General features: G+C 73.0%; 12 protein-coding genes. 10 read left to right on the top strand and 2 right to left on the bottom strand.

Annotated elements, in window-relative coordinates:
* The first annotated feature begins 103 nt into the window (after positions 1 to 103).
* On the top strand, positions 104 to 1612 hold the full coding sequence (gene guaB / locus ACZ3HQ_RS03965) for an IMP dehydrogenase (RefSeq protein WP_467507764.1): 1509 nt from the start codon (positions 104 to 106) through the stop codon (positions 1610 to 1612).
* A 138-nt stretch (positions 1613 to 1750) separates the two neighbouring features.
* Complete coding sequence (locus ACZ3HQ_RS03960) at positions 1751 to 2875, top strand: GuaB3 family IMP dehydrogenase-related protein (RefSeq protein WP_467507762.1); 1125 nt, start codon at positions 1751 to 1753, stop codon at positions 2873 to 2875.
* Positions 2876 to 2931: 56 nt separating this feature from the next.
* Here the strand turns inward: ACZ3HQ_RS03960 and ACZ3HQ_RS03955 are convergent, their stop codons facing one another.
* On the bottom strand, positions 2932 to 4134 hold the full coding sequence (locus ACZ3HQ_RS03955; RefSeq protein WP_467507761.1) for a nucleotide sugar dehydrogenase: 1203 nt from the start codon (positions 4132 to 4134) through the stop codon (positions 2932 to 2934).
* Positions 4135 to 4438: 304 nt separating this feature from the next.
* On the opposite strand from ACZ3HQ_RS03955, the gene ACZ3HQ_RS03950 reads away from it, so the two are divergent.
* The 8 genes from ACZ3HQ_RS03950 (at position 4439) to ACZ3HQ_RS03915 (ending at position 19197) form a co-directional block, all read left to right on the top strand.
* Positions 4439 to 6145 (top strand): glycerol-3-phosphate dehydrogenase/oxidase, encoded by a 1707-nt coding sequence (locus ACZ3HQ_RS03950; protein WP_467507759.1) that lies wholly within the window; start codon positions 4439 to 4441, stop codon positions 6143 to 6145.
* Between the two features lie 478 nt (positions 6146 to 6623).
* Positions 6624 to 8582, top strand: coding sequence for a serine/threonine-protein kinase (locus tag ACZ3HQ_RS03945; protein WP_467507998.1), 1959 nt, complete (start codon positions 6624 to 6626; stop codon positions 8580 to 8582).
* A gap of 160 nt (positions 8583 to 8742) precedes the next feature.
* The gene (locus ACZ3HQ_RS03940) at positions 8743 to 11187 is read left to right on the top strand and encodes a protein kinase (protein ID WP_467507757.1); all 2445 of its coding nucleotides are present in this window, start codon (positions 8743 to 8745) and stop codon (positions 11185 to 11187) included.
* Between the two features lie 168 nt (positions 11188 to 11355).
* The gene (locus tag ACZ3HQ_RS03935; RefSeq protein ID WP_467507755.1) at positions 11356 to 12909 is read left to right on the top strand and encodes a serine/threonine-protein kinase; all 1554 of its coding nucleotides are present in this window, start codon (positions 11356 to 11358) and stop codon (positions 12907 to 12909) included.
* Positions 12910 to 12983: 74 nt separating this feature from the next.
* On the top strand, positions 12984 to 14546 hold the full coding sequence (locus tag ACZ3HQ_RS03930; RefSeq protein ID WP_467507754.1) for a serine/threonine-protein kinase: 1563 nt from the start codon (positions 12984 to 12986) through the stop codon (positions 14544 to 14546).
* Positions 14547 to 14698: 152 nt separating this feature from the next.
* Positions 14699 to 15562, top strand: coding sequence for a serine/threonine-protein kinase (locus ACZ3HQ_RS03925; RefSeq protein WP_467507753.1), 864 nt, complete (start codon positions 14699 to 14701; stop codon positions 15560 to 15562).
* Between the two features lie 125 nt (positions 15563 to 15687).
* Positions 15688 to 17301, top strand: a complete 1614-nt coding sequence (locus ACZ3HQ_RS03920) for a succinic semialdehyde dehydrogenase (protein WP_467507752.1) — start codon at positions 15688 to 15690, stop codon at positions 17299 to 17301.
* A gap of 57 nt (positions 17302 to 17358) precedes the next feature.
* Entirely contained in the window at positions 17359 to 19197 is a 1839-nt protein-coding gene (locus ACZ3HQ_RS03915) for a GMC family oxidoreductase N-terminal domain-containing protein (protein WP_467507750.1), read from the top strand.
* Positions 19198 to 19889: 692 nt separating this feature from the next.
* Here ACZ3HQ_RS03915 and ACZ3HQ_RS03910 read toward each other — a convergent pair.
* A complete protein-coding gene (locus tag ACZ3HQ_RS03910) occupies positions 19890 to 20177 on the bottom strand; it encodes a chorismate mutase (protein WP_467507748.1) in 288 nt (95 codons plus the stop codon).
* Positions 20178 to 20204 lie beyond the last annotated feature (27 nt).

Below are 20204 nucleotides of genomic sequence, written 5' to 3'. Positions count from 1 at the left end.
GAACATACGAAGCCTGAAGCATTCCCGTAGCGTGGAATTTGCTCACGACGCTTCCCGTTAGCATGGACATCCGCACCGATCAAGGCCATTTGGGGAAGGTGTCATGACTGCCAACGTCGACGGAGTGCCCGGTAAATTCCAGACACTCGGGCTGACCTACGACGACGTGCTGCTGCTGCCGGGCTCGTCGGACATGGCGCCCGACGACATCGACACCGCCTCGTACGTCTCCCGGAACGTGCGGGTCAACATCCCGCTGCTGTCCGCGGCCATGGACAAGGTGACCGAGTCCCGCATGGCGATCGCCATGGCCCGTCAGGGCGGCGTGGGCGTGCTGCACCGCAACCTGTCCATCCAGGACCAGGCCAACCAGGTCGACCTGGTGAAGCGGTCCGAGTCCGGCATGGTGACCGACCCGATCACCATCCACCCGGAGGCCACGCTGGCCGAGGCCGACGCGCTGTGCGCCCGGTTCCGGATCAGCGGTGTGCCGGTGACGGACAACGACAAGAAGCTGCTCGGCATCGTCACCAACCGCGACATGGCCTTCGAGAGCGACCGCACCCGGCGCATCCACGAGGTCATGACGCCGATGCCGCTGGTCACCGGCAAGGTCGGCATCTCCCGGCCGGAGGCCATGGAGCTGCTGCGCAAGCACAAGATCGAGAAGCTGCCGCTGGTCGACGACCACGGTGTGCTCAAGGGTCTGATCACGGTCAAGGACTTCGTCAAGGCCGAGCAGTACCCGAACGCGGCCAAGGACTCCGAGGGCCGGCTGCTGGTCGGCGCGGCGGTCGGCGTGGCCGGTGACTCCTTCGAGCGTGCCCAGGCGCTGATCGAGGCGGGCGCCGACTTCATCGTCGTGGACACCGCGCACGGTCACTCCCGGCTGGTCGGCGACATGATCGCCAAGATCAAGTCCAACTCCTCCGGCGTCGACGTCATCGGCGGCAACATCGCCACCCGTGACGGCGCCCAGGCGCTGGTGGACGCGGGCGCGGACGGCATCAAGGTCGGCGTCGGTCCCGGCTCGATCTGCACCACGCGTGTGGTCGCGGGTGTCGGTGTCCCGCAGGTCACCGCGATCTACGAGGCCGCGCTCGCCGCCAAGGAGGCCGGGGTCCCGGTCATCGGCGACGGTGGCCTGCAGTACTCCGGCGACATCGCCAAGGCCCTGGTCGCGGGCGCCGACACGGTGATGCTCGGCTCGCTGCTCGCGGGCTGCGAGGAGTCTCCGGGCGAGCTGCTGTTCATCAACGGCAAGCAGTTCAAGTCGTACCGGGGCATGGGTTCGCTGGGCGCGATGCAGACGCGCGGCGACCGCAAGTCGTTCTCCAAGGACCGGTACTTCCAGGAGGGCGTCGCCTCCGACGAGGCGCTGATCCCCGAGGGCATCGAGGGCCAGGTGCCCTACCGCGGCCCGCTGTCCTCCGTGGTGCACCAGCTCGTCGGCGGTCTGCGCCAGTCGATGTTCTACGTCGGCGGCCGTACCGTCCCGGAGCTCCAGGACAACGGCCGGTTCGTCCGGATCACCTCGGCGGGGCTCAAGGAGAGCCACCCGCACGACATCCAGATGACGGTCGAGGCGCCGAACTACAGCAGCAAGAAGTGACGCACGCGCACGCGTGCCGGTCGTGACGGAGGGCGGTCCCGGAGCATCCGGGACCGCCCTCCGCTTCGCCGGGGAGGGCCATCGACGGCCCCGTCGGCGATACTGGAAGACGCTGTAAGCATCAGGGAAAGGCATGACGTGACTGAGATCGAGATCGGGCGCGGCAAGCGCGGCCGCCGGGCGTACGCCTTCGACGACATCGCCGTCGTCCCCAGCCGCCGTACGCGGGACCCGAAGGAGGTCTCGATCGCCTGGCAGATCGACGCCTACCGCTTCGAGCTGCCGTTCCTGGCCGCTCCCATGGACTCGGTCGTCTCCCCGGCCACCGCGATCCGCATCGGTGAGATGGGGGGTCTCGGCGTCCTCAACCTCGAGGGACTGTGGACCCGGCACGAGAACCCGCAGCCGCTGCTGGACGAGATCGCGGAGCTGCCGGCCGAGGCGGCCACCCGCCGCCTCCAGGAGATCTACGCGGCTCCGGTCAAGGAGGAGCTGATCGGGCAGCGCATCAAGGAGGTGCGGGACGCCGGTGTGGTCACGGCCGCCGCGCTCTCCCCGCAGCGCACCGCCGAGTTCTCCAAGGCGGTCGTCGACGCGGGCGTGGACATCTTCGTCATCCGCGGCACCACGGTGTCGGCGGAGCACGTGTCCTCCTCGCACGAGCCGCTGAACCTGAAGCAGTTCATCTACGAGCTGGACGTCCCGGTGATCGTCGGCGGCTGCGCCACGTACACCGCGGCCCTGCACCTGATGCGCACCGGCGCGGCGGGTGTGCTGGTCGGCTTCGGCGGTGGCGCCGCGCACACCACGCGCAACGTGCTGGGCATCCAGGTCCCGATGGCGACCGCGGTCGCCGACGTGGCCGCCGCCCGCCGCGACTACATGGACGAGTCCGGCGGCCGGTACGTGCACGTGATCGCGGACGGCGGGGTCGGCTGGTCCGGCGACCTGCCCAAGGCGATCGCCTGCGGCGCCGACGCGGTGATGATGGGCTCCCCGCTGGCCCGTGCCACGGACGCGCCCGGCAAGGGCCACCACTGGGGCATGGAGGCGGTCAACGAGGAGCTGCCGCGCGGCCAGAAGGTCGACCTCGGCACCGTCGGCACCCTTCAGGAGGTCCTCACCGGCCCCTCCCGCACCCCCGACGGCTCCATGAACTTCTTCGGCGCCCTCCGCCGCGCCATGGCCACCACGGGCTACAGCGAGCTGAAGGAATTCCAGCGCGTCGAGGTCACGGTCGCGGACAGCCAGCACCGCCGCTGATCGCTCTTCCGCACAAAGAGGGCCCGGTCACTTCGACCGGGCCCTTTCGCGTGCCCTCAGAGGCGGTGCGCCGCGCCCGTAGGGGTTGCTCCTCGGGTGTCCAGGAGGAGTTGGGCTTTTACGGAGAGGCCCTGGAGGTCGTAGGTGCGGTGGGGCTGGAGGAGGAGGGTGAGGTCGGCGGCGGCCGCGGCCTCGTAGAGGGAGTCGGCGCGGGGGACCGGGCGGTCCAGGACGTGCCAGGCGGGGATGTGGGGGTCGTGGTAGCTGACGGAGGCGCCGAGTTCCATCAGGCGGACGGCGATCTCGTGGGCGGGGGAGCCGTGCTGGTCGGCGAGGTCGGCCTTGTAGGTGACGCCGAGGAGGAGGACGCGGGCGCCGCGGGCGGACTTGCCGTGCTCGTTGAGGAGGGCGGCGGCACGCTGGACGACGTAGTGCGGCATGCGCGCGTTGACCTGCTGGGCCAGCTCCACCATGCGCAGGCCCCGGCTCGCGTGGCCGGTGAGGTCCTGCGGTACGCCGTGGCCGCCGACGCCGGGCCCCGGCCGGAACGCCTGGAAGCCGAACGGCTTGGTCTCCGCGCAGCGGATCACGTCCCACAGGTCGACGCCCAGTTCGTGGCAGACGACGGCCATCTCGTTGACCAGCGCGATGTTGACGTGCCGGAAGTTGGTCTCCAGCAGCCGTACCGCCTCCGCCTCGCGCAGCCCCCGCGCGCGGACCACCTTGTCGGTGAGCCGGCCGTAGAACGCGGCGGCCGACTCGGTGCAGGCCGGGGTGAGGCCGCCGATGACCCGGGGGGCGGGGGCGTGGTCGCGGTTGCCGGGGTCGGCTCCGCTGGGGGAGTAGGCGAGGTGGAAGTCCCGCCCGGCGCGCAGCCCGGAGCCCCGCTCCAGGATCGGCCGCAGCAGCTCCTCCGTGGTGCCGGGCAGGACGGGCGACTCCAGGATGACCGTGGTGTGCGGGCGCAGCCGCTCGGCGAGGGTGCGGGCGGCCGCCTCGACCTGGCCGAGGTCGAGTTCGCCGTCGGCGCCGCGCGGGGTGGGCGCGCAGATGACGGCGGTGCGGACCCGGCCGAGCTGGGCGGGGTCGCTGCTGGGCCGGAAGCCGGTGGAGCGCATCCGGCGCAGCTCGGCGGGGCTGAGCGACCCCGCCTCGGGGCCGGTGGCGTACCCGATGGTGGGGATGCCTGCGGCGACGGCGGCCTGGGCCAGCGGCAGGCCGTAGGGACCGAGTCCGATGACGGCGAGATCTGCGGGCATGGCGTGGGCCGTCCTTCCCGATAGCCGAAGTGGGAATGGTGCGCAAGCCCGGTGGACCGCCTGAGCGAGCGCACAGTCAGACTAGGTACAAATATGACCGTTATGTGTGATTGTGTTCGTGTGTCTTCAGGGTGTCTTCGGGGGGATACACGCAGGTTGTCCACAGGCTGGGGCCCGTGGTGGCCGAACCCGGCCGGGCCCGCCACACTTTTGGGCATGAGGTTCTGGGCATGAGGAGGGGACGAAGGGGCGGCGCCGCACCGGGCGCGGCTCATCAGGGGGTTTGCGAGAGCGGGAGGCAGCGGTGAGGACAGCGACCCTAGACCCGGCGCAGCGCGCCGAGGCACTGGCGGAGATGGCCGAGCGCGAACTGGACGTGCTGGTGGTCGGCGGTGGCATCGTGGGCGCGGGCACCGCGCTGGACGCGGCCACCCGTGGCCTGTCCACCGGCCTGATCGAGGCGCGGGACTGGGCGTCCGGCACCTCCAGCCGGTCCAGCAAACTGATACACGGCGGCCTGCGCTACCTGGAGATGCTCGACTTCCCGCTGGTGCGCGAAGCCCTGAAGGAGCGCGGCCTGCTGCTGGAGCGCCTCGCCCCGCACCTGGTCAAACCGGTCCCGTTCCTCTACCCCCTCCAGCACCGCGGCTGGGAGCGCCTGTACGCGGGCACGGGCGTCGCGCTGTACGACGTGATGTCCATGGCGAAGGGCCACGGCCGGGGCCTGCCCACGCACCGCCACCTCAGTCGCACCCGCGCCCTGCGCGTGGCCCCCTGCCTGCGCAAGGACGCCCTGGTCGGCGCCCTCCAGTACTACGACGCCGAGGTGGACGACGCCCGCTTCGTCGCCACCCTGGTCCGCACCGCCGCGTCCTACGGCGCCAAGGTCGCCAACCGCGCCCGGGTCACCGGGTTCCTGCGGGAGGGCGAGCGGGTCGTCGGGGTCCGGGTGGAGGACGTGGAGGGCGGCGGGGAGTACGAGATCCGCGCCCGCCAGGTGGTCAACGCCACCGGGGTCTGGACCGACGACACCCAGGGGCTGGTGGGGGAGCGCGGCCAGTTCCACGTCAAGGCGTCCAAGGGCATCCACCTGGTCGTGCCCAAGGACCGCATCCACTCCAGCACGGGTCTGATCCTGCGCACCGAGAAGTCCGTGCTCTTCGTCATCCCCTGGGGCCGGCACTGGATCGTCGGCACCACCGACACCGAGTGGGACCTCGACAAGGCCCACCCGGCCGCGTCCAGCGCCGACATCGACTACCTGCTGGAGCACGTCAACTCCGTCCTCGCGGTACCCCTCACCCGTGACGACGTCGAGGGCGTCTACGCGGGCCTGCGGCCCCTGCTGGCCGGCGAGTCCGAGGCCACCAGCAAGCTGTCCCGCGAGCACACCGTGGCCCACCCGGTGCCGGGCCTGGTGGTCGTCGCGGGCGGCAAGTACACGACGTACCGGGTGATGGCGGAGGACGCCGTCGACGCGGCGGTGCACGGGCTGGACCGCAGGGTGGCCGAGTCCGTCACCGAGGAGATCCCGCTGCTCGGCGCCGAGGGCTACCCGGCGATGTGGAACGCCCGCGAGCGCATAGCCGAGCGCAGCGGACTCCACGTGGCCCGCGTCGAGCACCTGCTGAACCGGTACGGCTCGATGACCGACCAGCTCCTCGACCTGATAGCCGCCGACCCCTCCCTCGGCGAGCCCCTGCGGCACGCGGACGACTATCTGCGCGCCGAGATCGTCTACGCGGCCTCCCACGAGGGCGCCCGGCACCTGGACGACGTCCTCACCCGCCGCACCCGCATCTCCATCGAGACCTTCGACCGGGGCACCCGCAGCGCCCGCGAGGCCGCCGAGCTGATGGCGCCGGTGCTCGGGTGGGACGAGGACCAGATCGCCCGCGAGGTCGAGCACTACGAGAAGCGGGTCGAGGCCGAGCGCGAGTCCCAGCGCCAGCCCGACGACCTCACGGCGGACGCGGCCCGGCTGGGGGCGCCGGACATCGTGCCGCTGTAGGACGAACCGGAGCTTCACTCGAACGAGTGGCCGGGTGCGGGATCTCCGTTCCCGGCCCGCTCGTTCAAGGGGGTGCGGGGTCACAAGCCGACGGCGTCCGCGCGGTCGGTGATGCCGCTGGTGCGGGTGAGAGAGGCTGGCCGGGTGGGGCCGGATTCCCCGCCGGAGTGCCGTGTCCCGGCGCGGAGTCGGGGCAGGAGTCCGGGGAAGTTCCGTTCGACTGTGCCGGACAGGGAAAGCCGGGGCTGGGGGTGAGCAGCAGCGCCACGAGAACCGGTATGGACAGGACTGTCCGAAGGGTCGGCATCCCTGGCCTCGCCCCTGCCGGGGGACATCGTCCCGGCAACTGGAACATTCGGTTCAGGAGGCCCGCCGGCACGGCGGACGAGGTGCGCCCGGAGAGGCCCCCTGGGCGTCGGCCGGTTGTCGGGTGAGGGACAATGAAGGCTCTGTCAGGGCGGGTTGCATGAGGGGACGCATGTCGGAGGCGGAGCGGGCGGGTTCATCCCGTCAGGAGACTCGTCAGGGCAAGAACGAGCGTCGTCTTCTCGCCGGGCGGTACCGGCTGGGGGACGTGCTGGGCCGGGGCGGCATGGGCACGGTCTGGCGTGCCGAGGACGAAACCCTGGGCCGGACGGTGGCGGTCAAGGAGCTGCGGTTCCCGTCCAACATCGACGAGGAGGAGAAGCGCCGCCTGATCACGCGCACGCTGCGCGAGGCCAAGGCGATCGCCCGTATCCGCAACAACAGCGCGGTGACGGTCTTCGACGTGGTCGACGAGGACGACCGGCCGTGGATCGTCATGGAGCTGGTCGAGGGCAAGTCCCTGGCCGAGGTCATCCGCGAGGACGGCGTGCTGACGCCCCGTCGGGCCGCCGAGGTCGGGCTCGCCGTGCTGGACGTGCTGCGCTCCGCGCACCGCGAGGGCATCCTGCACCGCGACGTGAAGCCGTCCAACGTGCTGATCGCCGAGGACGGCCGGGTCGTGCTCACCGACTTCGGCATCGCCCAGGTCGAGGGCGACCCGTCCATCACCTCCACCGGCATGCTCGTCGGCGCCCCCTCCTACATCTCCCCGGAGCGGGCCCGCGGCCACAAGCCCGGTCCCGCCGCCGACCTGTGGTCGCTGGGCGGCCTGCTCTACGCGTCGGTCGAGGGCGTGCCGCCGTACGACAAGGGGTCGGCCATCGCCACCCTGACCGCCGTGATGACCGAGAACCCCGAGGAGCCCAAGAACGCGGGCCCGCTGGGAGAGGTCATCAAGGGCCTGCTCACCAAGGAGCCCTCCCAGCGGCTCGACGACGCCGGCGCGCGGGCCATGCTCAACAAGGTCATCCGCGCCGGTGACCCCGAGCCGCTGGACGCCACGCGGGTCGTGCCGGTCCCGGCCCAGCCCGACTCCCCCGAGAGCAAGCGGGAGCAGTCCGGCGACAAGGTGCGCGGCGCGCTGCGCTCGGTGCGCAAGGCGGCCGGTGCCACGTCGGCCGCCGCTGCCGCCCGGTCCAGGAGCGAGTCCGGCGCGACCACCGGCGCCGGTGGTCGCGGGGCGTCCGGCACGCCGAACTCCAGCACGAACAAGCCAAGTTCGAGCTGGCCCGTGATGCCCCGGCCCGACATGGACCTCCCGCCGAGGCCGGCGCCGAAGGCGTCGCTGACCGACGTGGTGCCCCGGCGCACGCTGATCGTCATCGCCGCGGTGATCGTCCTGGTCCTGGTGGTGGTCGGCACCGTCCTCGCCCTCACCCTCGGCGGCGGGGACGACAAGGGCACCGGTGCCCAGGGCGCGCCCAGCGCCAGTTCCTCCGGCAAGCAGGACCCGGGCAAGGGCTCCGGCGGCACGGGGACGGACGGTTCGGGCTCCGCGCCCGCCACCGACGGCTCCCGCTCCGGCGAGGCCGGTGACGCGGGCACCGGCGGCGACTCCGACGGCAAGGGCAAGGGCGGCAGCGGCGATCCGGACGACGACTCCGCCGGCTCGGACAAGGGCAAGGGCTCCGGCGCCGCCCCCGTCGTGACGACCCGCAAGAGCTCCCAGGGCTACTCGATCGGCCTGCCCAAGGGGTGGAAGTACGGGTCGTCGAGCGCCGCGGGCGACCGCTACACCGGCCCCGACGGGCAGAAGCTGCTCGTCGCCTGGACCAGCACGCCCAAGAGCGACCCGGTGCGGGACTGGAAGAACCAGGAGCGCTACATGGTGCGCTCCCAGTACGACCGCATCCGCATAGAGAAGGTGGACTACCGGGGCTGGAACACGGCCGACTGGGAGTTCACCTACGTGGACGGCGGCACCAAGTACCGCTCCATCGACCGCGGTTTCAAGGTCGACGACCACCTCGGGCACGCGCTGATGTACACGGCCAGGAGCGCCGACTGGGGAAGTGCGCTGCGCGAGGACACCTGGAAGACGCTCACGACGTCCTTCGAACCCAAGTCGTGACCTGAACGAGTTCGGGTTGGGAGCCTGTAATCGCTCATCCCCTCGGTGCGGGTTGCCTCCGGCACGTATCGTGAATGGTTGAGAACCGTACGCAGCCGGGTGTGACGCGTGACGGGTGGTGAACGATCGCGGGCGACCGGAACGGCAGGGGGTGGCAGACGTGGACGACTACGCGGGACGAGTGCTCGCCGACCGCTACCGCCTGCCGCTGCCGCCCTCCGACGAGTACGAACTCACCGAGACGTACGCCTTCGACACCTACAGCGGGCAGGAGGTGCTGGTCCGTCAGGTGCCGTTGCCGGAGGTCGTCGAGGCCGAGGTGATCGACGCCGAGGGACTGCCCGAGGGGTTCACCGCGCGTGAGCGCGGCCGTCGGGCCCCGGCGGCCCGCAGCGCCACCCGTACGCCACGGGACCCCGCCGTCCGGCGCGCCGTTGAGGCCGCGCAGGCGGCGGCCCGGATACCGGACCATCCCCGGCTGGACCAGGTCTTCGACGTGTTCGCCGAGGGCGGTTCGCTGTGGATCGTCAGCGAGGCGGTGTCGGCGCGCCCGCTGTCCGCGCTCCTCGCCGAGCAGCCGCTGTCGCCGTACCGGGCGGCCGAGGTCGCCGCCGACGTGGTGATGGCGCTGCGCGTGCTGCACGCCCACGGCTGGACCCACCGCAACATCACCGCCCGCACGGTCCTGGTCTGCGACGACGGCCGGGTCATGCTGACCGGCCTCGCGGTCGGCGCGGCCGAGGAAGCGCTGTGCGGATACGACCCGGTCCCGGTCCAGGACGGCCCGGAGGGCCACCCGGTGCCGGACCAGCGGCAGCCCGGCGCGAGTGTCGTGCCCCGTACCGCCGCGGCGGCGGCAGCCGCCGACACGGACCCCGAGGCCGCACGGCGTGCCGCGATCCAGGCACGGGCGGCGGGCGGACTCCCCGCACCCGCCGGCAACGGCGACTCCGGTGCCCCCGCACCTGTTCTGCCGCGCCCCGCGGAGAGCGGGGACGACATCCGGGCGGCCCGCGCCGGGGCCATCGCCGCGTACCGCGCGGGGGCCCGCGCCGCCGCCCGCGTACAGGAGGCGCAGCGCGGTGGCCGTACCGCTCTGCCCGGCGCGCGGACACCCGCCGAGGGGGAGATCGCGGCGGAGGGCGGCAACCCGCCCGGTTCCGTGGCCGACCCGTACGGGGTCGCGGGGCGGCCCTGGCACGGCGCGGCACCCCGGCCCGCCCAGCCCGAAGCGCCGCCGTATCCGTTGGACTCCGGCCGGCCGGGCGTGCCCGCCCCGCCCCGGCCCGCGCTGCCCGCCCAGAACGGCGGCGGGTCCGGTGTCTCCGGGTGGGACGAACCGGAGACCGCCGGGGCGCGGCGCGGGCCCGGTACCGCCATCGCGGCCGAGCGGTCGCGGCACATGCGGATGACCGTGGTCGGCCCGGTGACCGAGCGGTGGGCGCCCGAGCAGGCCGGGCCGGTGCACGAGAACTGGCAGTTGGCCGCGCCCGTCGGCCCCGCGACCGACCTGTGGGCGCTCGGCGCACTGCTCTTCCGTGCCGTGCAGGGACACGCGCCCTACCCGGAGGAGTCCACCGCCGAGCTGGTGCAACTGGTGTGCGCGGAGCCGCCCGCCTACGCCGAGGAGTGCGGGCCGCTGCGCCCGGTCGTGGAGTCGCTGCTGCGTCAGGACCCCACCGAGCGGATTGACTTCGAGGAACTGAGCGGCTGGCTGCGCTCGCTGGTGCGGTCCGCGCCCGAGCCGGACGCCGGTGCCCATGTGGTGCCGGTGCCGCCCAACGACCCGACCCGGCTGCCGATAGTGCGCCGGCGCGGTGAGCTGGCCCGGTGGCGGCGCCGCAACAAGGCGCCGGTGCCACACCCGCACGCCCGGCACAGGCGGGCCCGGCAGCAGGAGCCCCAGGGCTCCCCGCGCAGCCTCGGCCGCACCCTGCTGCTGCTCGTCCTCCTGCTGCTGGCCGGAGCCGTCGCCTACGCGGTGATGTTCATGCCCAAGCAGGGCGAGGACGGCGGCCGTTCGGGAGCTGGGGGGCAAGCGAGCCCCGCGCCCTCCCACGAGCGGCAGCCGTCGGCGGACGCGAGCGCCCCGGACGGCGGGCCCACGGCGTCCTCGCCCGCCACCGAGACCCAGACCGGCGGAGGGGCGGCGGCGGACGGGTTCACGCTCCGCACCGACCCGGCCGGCTTCAAGGTCGCCGTCGCCAAGGGCTGGTCCCACGCGCCGCGCAACGGCAGCGGCCAAGTGGTGTACTCGCACGGCAGCTTCGAGCTGGTCGTGGTGCCCGGCCGGGACAGCACCGCCACCTACGGCACCGACCCGATGGTGTACCAGCGGGACAAGGAGCGGGAGTTGCAGCCGTACCGCGACTCCAGTTGGGCCACCGCGTCGGGGCTGCGCACCATCGAGGTGGGCGGACGGACCATGGTCGAGGGGCAGTTCACCTGGACCGACGCCCAGGGGCGCGACCTGTTCGTGCGCAACATGGCGATGCTGCTGAACGGCCGGTACCACATCGTGCAGGTGCGCGGCCCGGAGGCGGAGCGCGACGAGGTCACCCGGCTGTACGACCAGGCGACGGCCACCTACCGCTACACCGGCTGAGCCGACGCTCCGACAGGGACCGTTGCGGAAGCGGGCGTTCGGTTGCGCCGGCTGTGGGGAAGCGACAACCGTCACAGTGCGGGTTCCGTGGTACCCCGCCGGTTCCCTGGGCGGGGGCCGGTCCCTAGTCTGACCCTGACAAGAGCATTGCGGGGCAACGTGAATCAGATGCAGGGCCAGCTCGTGGCGGGCCGCTACCGGCTCACCGATTCCATCGGCAGCGGCGGCATGGGACGGGTGTGGCGCGCCCATGACGAGGTGCTGCACCGGAAGGTCGCCGTCAAGGAGCTGACCGCGGCGCTGTACGTCTCCGAGAGCGACCAGCACGTGCTGCTGGCCCGTACCCGCGCCGAGGCCCGCGCGGCCGCGCGCATCAACCACTCCGCCGTGGTCACCGTGCATGACGTGCTGGAGCACGACGGCCGCCCGTGGATCGTGATGGAGCTGGTCGAGGGCGAGTCGCTGGCCGACGCGGTCAAGGAGCGCGGGCGGATCGAGCCCCGCGAGGCCGCGCGGATCGGGCTGTGGGTGCTGCGGGCGCTGCGCGCGGCGCACACGGCGGGGGTGCTGCACCGCGATGTGAAGCCCGGCAACGTCCTGCTCGGCCGGGACGGCCGGGTGCTGCTCACCGACTTCGGCATCGCGCAGATAGAGGGCGACAGCACCATCACCCGTACCGGTGAGGTCGTCGGCTCGGTCGACTACCTCGCGCCGGAGCGAATACGGGGGCACGACCCCGGTCCCGCCTCCGACCTGTGGGCGCTCGGGGCGACGCTGTACACCGCCGTCGAGGGACGCTCGCCCTTCCGCCGCACCTCCGCCCTGGGCACCATGCAGGCCGTGGTGGAGGAGGACGCCGAGGAGCCCCGGAACGCCGGTCCCCTCGCCCCGGTCATCGCCGCCTTCCTGCACAAGGACCCGGCCCGCCGCCCGGACCTGTCCACGGCCGAGCGCATGCTGGACGACGCGGCGGCGGGCCGCAGGACGCGGACCGCGCCGGTGTACGCACCGGCCCCGCCCCCGCAGAGCACCGCCCCCGCGCCCCGCGACACCGCCGTCACCCCGGTGACCCCCGCCCGCCGGGGCCACCGCACCCGCATGTTCGCCCTGGCCGCCGCGGCCGTCCTGGTCTTCGGCGCGAGCCTGGCCGTCGGCTACCTCCAGTGGGGCGGCGGCCACCACGCGACAGGCCGGAACGACCCCACGGACAGCCCGTCGGCCTCGGCCACGAACGGCTCCACCGCCGTCCCCGACGACTGGCAGCGGTACGACGACGAGTTCGGCTTCAGCCTCTCGCTGCCCAAGGGCTGGAAGCGGTCCGTCTCCATCGACAAGGACGGCATCCGGCAGGTCGACTACTCGCCCGACAAGGGCAAGCACCTCGTCCGGGTGGCCGTCGACACCGACCCGGACTTCCGCACCTCCTACGAGCACCTGACCGACCTGGACCAGCGGGTCTCGGCCCGGCTGCTGGAGTACAAGCGGCTGGTCCTCAAGGAAGAGGTCTTCCGTGACGAGCCGGGCGCCCGCTGGGAGTACACCTGGAACGCCCTGGCCAAGGACGGCCCCCACTACTTCCCGGGCCCGTACCACGCCATCGACGTCGGCTACATGAACGCCGACGACACCGAGTACGCCCTCTACTCGTCCTCCCCGGCCGACGACTGGCCCACCACCAAGAAGCAGTTCACCTGGATTCTGCGGAGCTTCCAGGAGGGCTGAACCGGCCGCCACTGTCGTACCTTGGCCGGTCAGCGCCCCGGAAGGGGTGGGTCCGGTGCGGCATGATGGGCGGTATGGGGACCGAGGGGCACGACCTCCGTGTGGTCGCGAGCCGTTACCGCCTCGAGGCGCGCATCGGACGCGGCGGGATGGGTGTCGTCTGGCGGGCCGACGATCTGGTGCTGGGGCGTCAGGTGGCCGTCAAGGAACTCACCCTGGACGACTCGCTGTCCGAAGAGGACGCGCGCAGGCGGCGGGAGCACTCCTTCCGGGAGGCGCGGGCGGTCGCGCAGTTGCGGCATCCGCACATCATCGTGGTGCACGACGTGGTCGAGCAGGACGAACGCCCGTACCTCGTCATGGAGCTGATCGACGGCTGCTCGCTCGCCGAGCGCATCGCCACCGGCGGCCCGCTGGACGCCGTCGAGGCCGCCCGGATCGGCGCCGACCTGCTCAGCGCGCTGGCCACCGCGCACGCGGCCGGGGTGCTGCACCGGGACATCAAGCCCGCCAACGTGCTGCTGGAGTCCGGCACCGACCGGGTCGTGCTCACCGACTTCGGCATCGCCCGGGTCGCGGGAGCGACGACGCTCACCGAGACCGGTTCGTTCGTCGGCTCGCCCGAATACACCGCGCCGGAGCGGATGTCGGGGCTGCGCGGCGGGCCCGCCTCCGACCTGTGGTCGCTGGGCGCGCTGCTGTGCGCCGCGCTCAGCGGCGCGTCGCCCTTCCGGCGCGACTCGCTCGGCGGCATCCTGCACGCCGTCGTCACCGACGAGATCCGGCCGCCCGCCGAGGCCGGCCCGCTGCTCCCCGTCGTCCGGGGCCTGCTGGAGCGCGACCCGGAACTGCGGCTCGGCGCGGCCGACGCCGAGCGCATGCTGCGGACGTACCTGGAGACCGGCAGTATGCCGCCCGCGTCCGGTGTTCCGGCCGCCGCGCGCACCCTCCGGCTGCTCGGCGCGGTACGCGGCACCAAGTCCGACACGCCGCCACCCGAACTGCCGTACCGCCCCGCCCGGCCGGCGTCCCCGAGACGGGCCCGGCTGATCGCCGCCCTGCTGGTCGCCGCGGTGGCCGGAGCCGCGGTGTCGGCGGCGGTGCTGATGTTCCACGAGCACCGGGACGGCGGCGACGACGCGCCCGGCGCCCCCTCCGCCTCCCGGACACCGGGCCCCACCGGCACCCGGGCGCCCTCCGGCTACCGCACCGTCCGCGACCCCGCGGGCTTCGCCCTGGCCGTGCCGGACGGCTTCACCCGCGAACGGCAGGGCGAGCGCGTCTTCTACCTCTCCGCCGGGGGAGCCTTCCGCCTCGGCATCAAGATCTCCCCGCCCGAGCCGGGCGGACCCGCCGCCGTCCTGGAACGCCTCGCGGCCGAGGGCGCGGACAACAACCCCGGCTACCGCGACGGCCGTGTCACCGAGACCAGTCACGAGAAACACCCCGCCGCCCTCTGGGAGTTCACCTGGAACGGCTACACCCCCGCCGAGGGCGCCCGGCACACCTACGACCTCTGCTGGGAGGAGGGCGGCCGGATGTACGACGTGTGGGTCTCGGGCCCGGTCGGCAAGGTGCGCGAGGCCCGCGAGCACTTCGACGTGGCCGTGGACACCTTCACCGTCACGGCCCCCTGACCGGACCCCGGGCCGCGCCCACCGGACCGGCACCCGGTACCGCGGCGCGGGAGGCCATCGCCGGGGTGCGCTTCGACAAGCCCTGAAAACCGCCGAGTTGAAGGCGTGCGCCCGCGTCGACAAGCGCCGGGTGCGCGCGGTACTGATGGGTCATGAGTGACGACGGCGCACCCCCGCTCGACGGACCCCCGCTCGGCGGGCGCTACCGGCTCCTCGAACGCGTCGGGGCCGGGCCGACCGGCACCGTCTGGCGTGCCCGCGACGAGCGGGACGGGGACCCGGTCGCCGTCAAGGAGCCCCGGCTGTCCGGCGATCGGGCGGGCGAGGAGGCCGGGCGGACCGCGCACCGGCTCCGGCGCGAGGCGGGTGCCGCCGCTCGCGTGCGCCATCCGTCGGCCGTACGGGTCCGGGACGTGGTCGTCGAGGGCGGGCTGCCCTGGATCGTCATGGAGTGGGTGGAGGGCGAGTCGCTGCGGGAGACCGTACGGCGGGGTGTGCTGCCGCCCGAAGAGGCGGCCAGGATCGGGCTCGCCGTGCTGGGCGCGCTGCGTGCCGCGCACGCCGTCGGGATCGTGCACCGGGACATCAAGCCCGCCAACGTGCTGATCGAGTCGGGTACCGGGCGCGTGGTCGTCACCGACTTCGGGATCGGCGACGGGCACGCCGAGGACGCCCCCGAGGGGTTCGTCGCGCCGGAGCGGGCGTCCGGGCGGGGTGCCGGGCCGGCCTCCGACCTGTGGTCGCTCGGCGCGCTGCTCGCCGCCATGACGGACGGCGACCCCGGCCCGCTCGCCCCCCTGCTGGACCACCTGCGCACCCCGGACCCCGACGCCCGGCCGGACGCGGCGGAGGTGGCGGCGGAGCTGGAGGGATGCGCCGGGGTGAAGCCCGAGGAGCCGGAACCCGAACCCGTGAGGGAACCGACACGGACTGTTGTGACCCCCGCCCCCGTCGTCCGCCGCACCCCGCTCGCGGCCCTCGGGCTGCTGCTGTCGAAAAAACCCGGCGCCGAGTGACCCGCGCCGACAACGCGCTGATCAGCACGTTTACCGCCAGTGATCACTGGCGGTATGTGTGCGGCCGGTGAAACCCCGTTACCGACGGGTACCGAAAGAGCGGCCACCGGCATACCCTGCGGCTCATGACGGACACGCAGGCCCCGGAAGTCACCGGCACCAACCCGATCGCCCCGGCCCCCGAGGGCGTGCGCACCGCCGCCGACGTGGTCACCCCCGAGCTGCTGGCCCAGCTCACCAAGGGCGTCACCGGCTCGGGCCGGACCAGCAACCACACCCCGCTCACCGGCGCCAAGCTCGCCGACCTGCCCGAGTCCACCCCGGACGACGTCGCCGCCGCCTTCGAGGCCGCCCGCGCCGCCCAGCGGGTGTGGGAGCGGACCCCGGTGCGCGAACGGGCCGCCGTGCTGCTGCGCTTCCACGACCTGGTGCTGGAGCGCCAGTCGGAGGTGCTCGACCTCATCCAGTTGGAGACCGGCAAGGCCCGGCTGCACGCCCACGAAGAAGTGCAGGCCGTCGTCGTCGCCGCCCGGCACTACGGCCGCCGCGCCCCCGCCTACCTGCGGCCCAAGCGGCACACCGGCGCCATGCCGACCCTGACCAAGGTGACCGAACTGCGGCACCCGCGCGGGGTCGTGGGCCAGATCGCCCCCTGGAACTACCCGCTCGAACTCTCCGTCGGCGACGCCCTGCCCGCCTTCGTCACCGGCAACGCGGTCGTGATGAAGCCCGACACCGAGACCTGCCTGACCGCCCTGTGGGCCCGTGACCTGCTGATCGAGGCCGGCCTGCCCGCCGGGGTCTTCCAAGTGGTCCTCGGGGAGGGCCCGGTGGTCGGCCCGGAGATCGTCCGGCACGCCGACTACGTCTCCTTCACCGGCTCCACCCGCACCGGCCGCGAGGTCGCCCAGGGCGCCGCCGCCCGTCTGATCGGCGTCTCCCTCGAACTCGGCGGCAAGAACGCCATGCTGGTCCTTCAGGACGCCGACATCGAGAAGGCCGCCGCCGGTGCCGTACGCGCCTGCTTCTCCTCGGCCGGGCAGCTCTGCATCTCCATCGAGCGGCTGTTCGTCCACGAGTCCATCGCCGACGCCTTCCTGGAGCGCTTCGCCGCCCGCACGAAGGCCATGCGGCTCGGCACCGCCCTCGCCTACGGCGCCGACATGGGCTCGCTGGCCGGGGAACGCCAGCTCAAGGCCGTCGAGGCGCATGTGACCGAGGCGGTCGCCAAGGGCGCCAAGGTGCTCGCGGGCGGGGTGGCCCGGCCCGACATCGGCCCGTACTTCTTCGAGCCGACCATCCTCGACGGCGTCGACGACACCATGTCCGTCTGCGCCGAGGAGACCTTCGGCCCGGTCGTCTCCGTCTACCGCTTCGGCTCGGACGACGAGGCCGTGGAGCGCGCCAACGCCACCCCGTACGGCCTCAACGCCTCGGTGTGGACGACCAGTGCGAAGCGGGGCCTGGACATTGCCGCCCGGCTGCGCACCGGCACGGTCAACGTCAACGAGGGGTACGCCCCCGCGTACGGCAGCGCGCAGTCCCCGATGGGCGGCATGAAGGACTCCGGACTCGGCCGCCGCCACGGCTCCGAGGGCATCCTCAAGTACACCGAGGCCCAGACCGTCGCCCGCCAGCGGCTGCTGCCCATGGCGCCCTCGCTCGGCATGGACGACGCCGCGTACGCGGCCTTCATGAGCCGCAGCCTGAAGGTGATGAAGGCGCTCCGCTTCCGCTGACCGTCGTATCGCCGTCCGACCCGCCCGTTCCACCACCGTTCTCGACGAGGAGAGCACGTGCCGCAGGAGAAGACTGTCCCCACCCGGACCGAGGAAGGGCGCGAAGGGCGCGAAGGGCGCGACGACGGTTACGACTACGACGTGCTCGTGGTCGGCTCCGGCTTCGGCGGCTCGGTGACCGCCCTGCGCCTGACCGAGAAGGGCTACCGCGTCGGCGTCCTGGAGGCGGGCCGCCGCTTCACCCCGGCCACCCTGCCCCGCAACTCCTGGGACCTGCGCAACTACCTCTGGGCCCCCAGGCTCGGCCTGTACGGCATCCAGCGCATCCATCTGCTGGGCAACGTCATGGTGCTGGCCGGCGCGGGCGTCGGCGGCGGCTCCCTCAACTACGCCAACACGCTGTACGTACCGCCGAAGCCGTTCTTCGAGGACGCCCAGTGGCGGCACATCACCGACTGGCAGGACGAGCTGTCGCCGTACTACGACCAGGCCAAGCGGATGCTGGGGGTCCGGCTGAACCCGACGACCACGCCCTCCGACACGCACCTGAAGGCGGCGGCGCAGCGGATGGGCGTCGGTGACACCTTCCACATGGCGCCGGTCGGCGTGTTCTTCGGGGACGGCGAGGACGCCGACGGCGCGGCCAAGGCGCGGCCCGGCGAGCAGGTCGCGGACCCGTACTTCGGGGGCGCCGGGCCCGCGCGGCGGGCGTGCACCGAGTGCGGCGAGTGCATGACCGGGTGCCGGCACGGCGCGAAGAACACCCTCAACGAGAACTACCTCTACCTCGCGGAGAAGGCGGGCGCGGTGGTGCACCCGCTGACCACCGTCGTCTCCGTCACGGACGACTCGCGCGGCGGCTACGCGGTCGCCACCCTGCCGACCGACCGCAAACGCACCGGCAAGGGACGGCTGTTCACCGCCCGCCGGGTGGTCCTCGCGGCCGGCACCTACGGCACCCAGACCCTGCTGCACCGCATGAAGGCCAGCCATCTGCTGCCCCACCTCAGCCCCCGGCTCGGTGACCTCACCCGCACCAACTCCGAGGCCCTGGTCGGCGCCCAGACCGACGACCGGCGCTACCGCAAGGCACACGGCAAGGACAAGGTCGACTTCACGCGCGGGGTGGCCATCACCTCCTCCGTCCACCCGGACGCCGACACGCACATCGAGCCGGTCCGCTACGGCAAGGGCTCCAACTCGATGGGCGGCCTCACCATCCTCCAGGTGCCCTACGCCGAGGGCTCCTCGCGCGTCCTCGGCTGGCTCGCGCACGCGGCCCGGCACCCGGTGCAGCTCGTCCGCTCGGTCTCCAACCGGCGCTGGTCGGAGCGGACCATCATCGGCCTGGTGATGCAGTCGCTGGACAACTCCCTGACGACGTACCTGAAGCCCGGCGGCGTCGGCAAGGGCCTGCTGACCGCCCGGCAGGGCCACGGCGCGCCCAACCCGACCCAGATCAAGGCCGCCACCGAGGCCGCCTCCGCGCTCGCCGCCGAGATCAACGGCTTCGCCGGCAGCAACGTCGGCGAGCTGATGGGCACCCCGCTGACCGCGCACTTCCTCGGCGGCTGTCCCATCGGCGACTCCGCCGAGACCGGCGTGATCGACCCGTACCACCGGCTGTACGGGCACCCCGGCATCTCGGTGGTGGACGGGGCGGCGGTCTCCGCGAACCTGGGGGTGAACCCGTCGCTGACGATCACCGCGCAGGCCGAGCGGGCCATGTCGTTCTGGCCGAACAAGGGCGAGGAGGACCCGCGGCCGGCGCCGGGGGCGGCGTACGAGCGGCTGGAGGCGGTGGCACCGCGTACTCCCGCGGTGCCGGCGGACGCCTTCGGCGCGCTGCGGCTGCCGCTGCTGGCGGTGCCGGAGGTGCCCCGCAAGAAGGGCTGAACCTCTGCGGGAAAGAGACAGGGACCTGCGTCCCCCTCCGAACGCAGGTCCCTCGATTCTCACCGTTTTCTTGATCCCGGTGCCTGGTTCGATGCGTGAGGACGACCGGGGGTTGTATCCGGTGGCCCGCATTCAGGTGTGGCGTCGATCACATCAAGGGGTGCGTGTGACGGCCGGACATGTGTGGCGGGCGGACATGACGAAGGGCCCCGCGGGACTCGGCCGCGGGGCCCTTGTCGTCGGCACCGGCGTCAGGGAGGTGCCGGTGCCGGGGAAGCGGCGCCGGGGGGTCGCGCCGCCCGCCTCGAATGTCCGCACCGGTGGCGGTGGTGGTGCGGGAGGGTGCCGGGGACGCGCGGGGGACAGGGGGGAGGGTGCGCTGCGGGCCGCACGCCCTGAGGCGTTGGCGGCCGGCCGGTCCGGCACGGGTTCATGTGTGCAGTTGTCCGCCGGACGGCCCCGGGCGTCCCCGGAGCCGGCCGTTCTCTTGGGTGACCGGGCTGCTGTCCCCTGCCGTCCGGTCACTGTTCCGGGACGAGGTCCCACGGTGTACGGCACGACCCGTACCCCTCATCGCCCCGGCGAGCCACGCGTGGTTCTGTCGGGCCCGCCCCTGGCTGGCACGGACATGGGGCTCAACGAAGCGTCGCGCCGGCCGGTCACGCGCCGTACGGGTGAGAGCGGCACCGAACTCAGATGCGACCCCGGCACAGCTCCAGCAGGGTCATGGCGAGCGCGGTGCCGGGCTTGCCGAGGGCGTCCCGGTAGCGGCCGAGGATCTCCATCTCGCGGGACAGGCTCACCCGGCGGCCACCGGAGGCGATCCGGGTCTGCTGGACGACGGCGGAGACGGCCATCCGCTCCTGGACGAGGCCGATGATCCGGTCGTCGAGCGCGTCGATGCGCTCGCGGGCGTCGTCGATGGTGCGCTCGGGCCCGGTGTGCGGGGTGTGCGGGGTGTGCGGGGTGGCGGTGGTCATGCGGGGCTCCAGGTGGCTGGTGGCCGC

This window comes from Streptomyces sp. NPDC018263 (assembly GCF_055562575.1).
The sequence above is the reverse complement of the archived record's forward strand: the minus strand, read 5'-3'. Positions and strand labels throughout refer to the sequence as shown.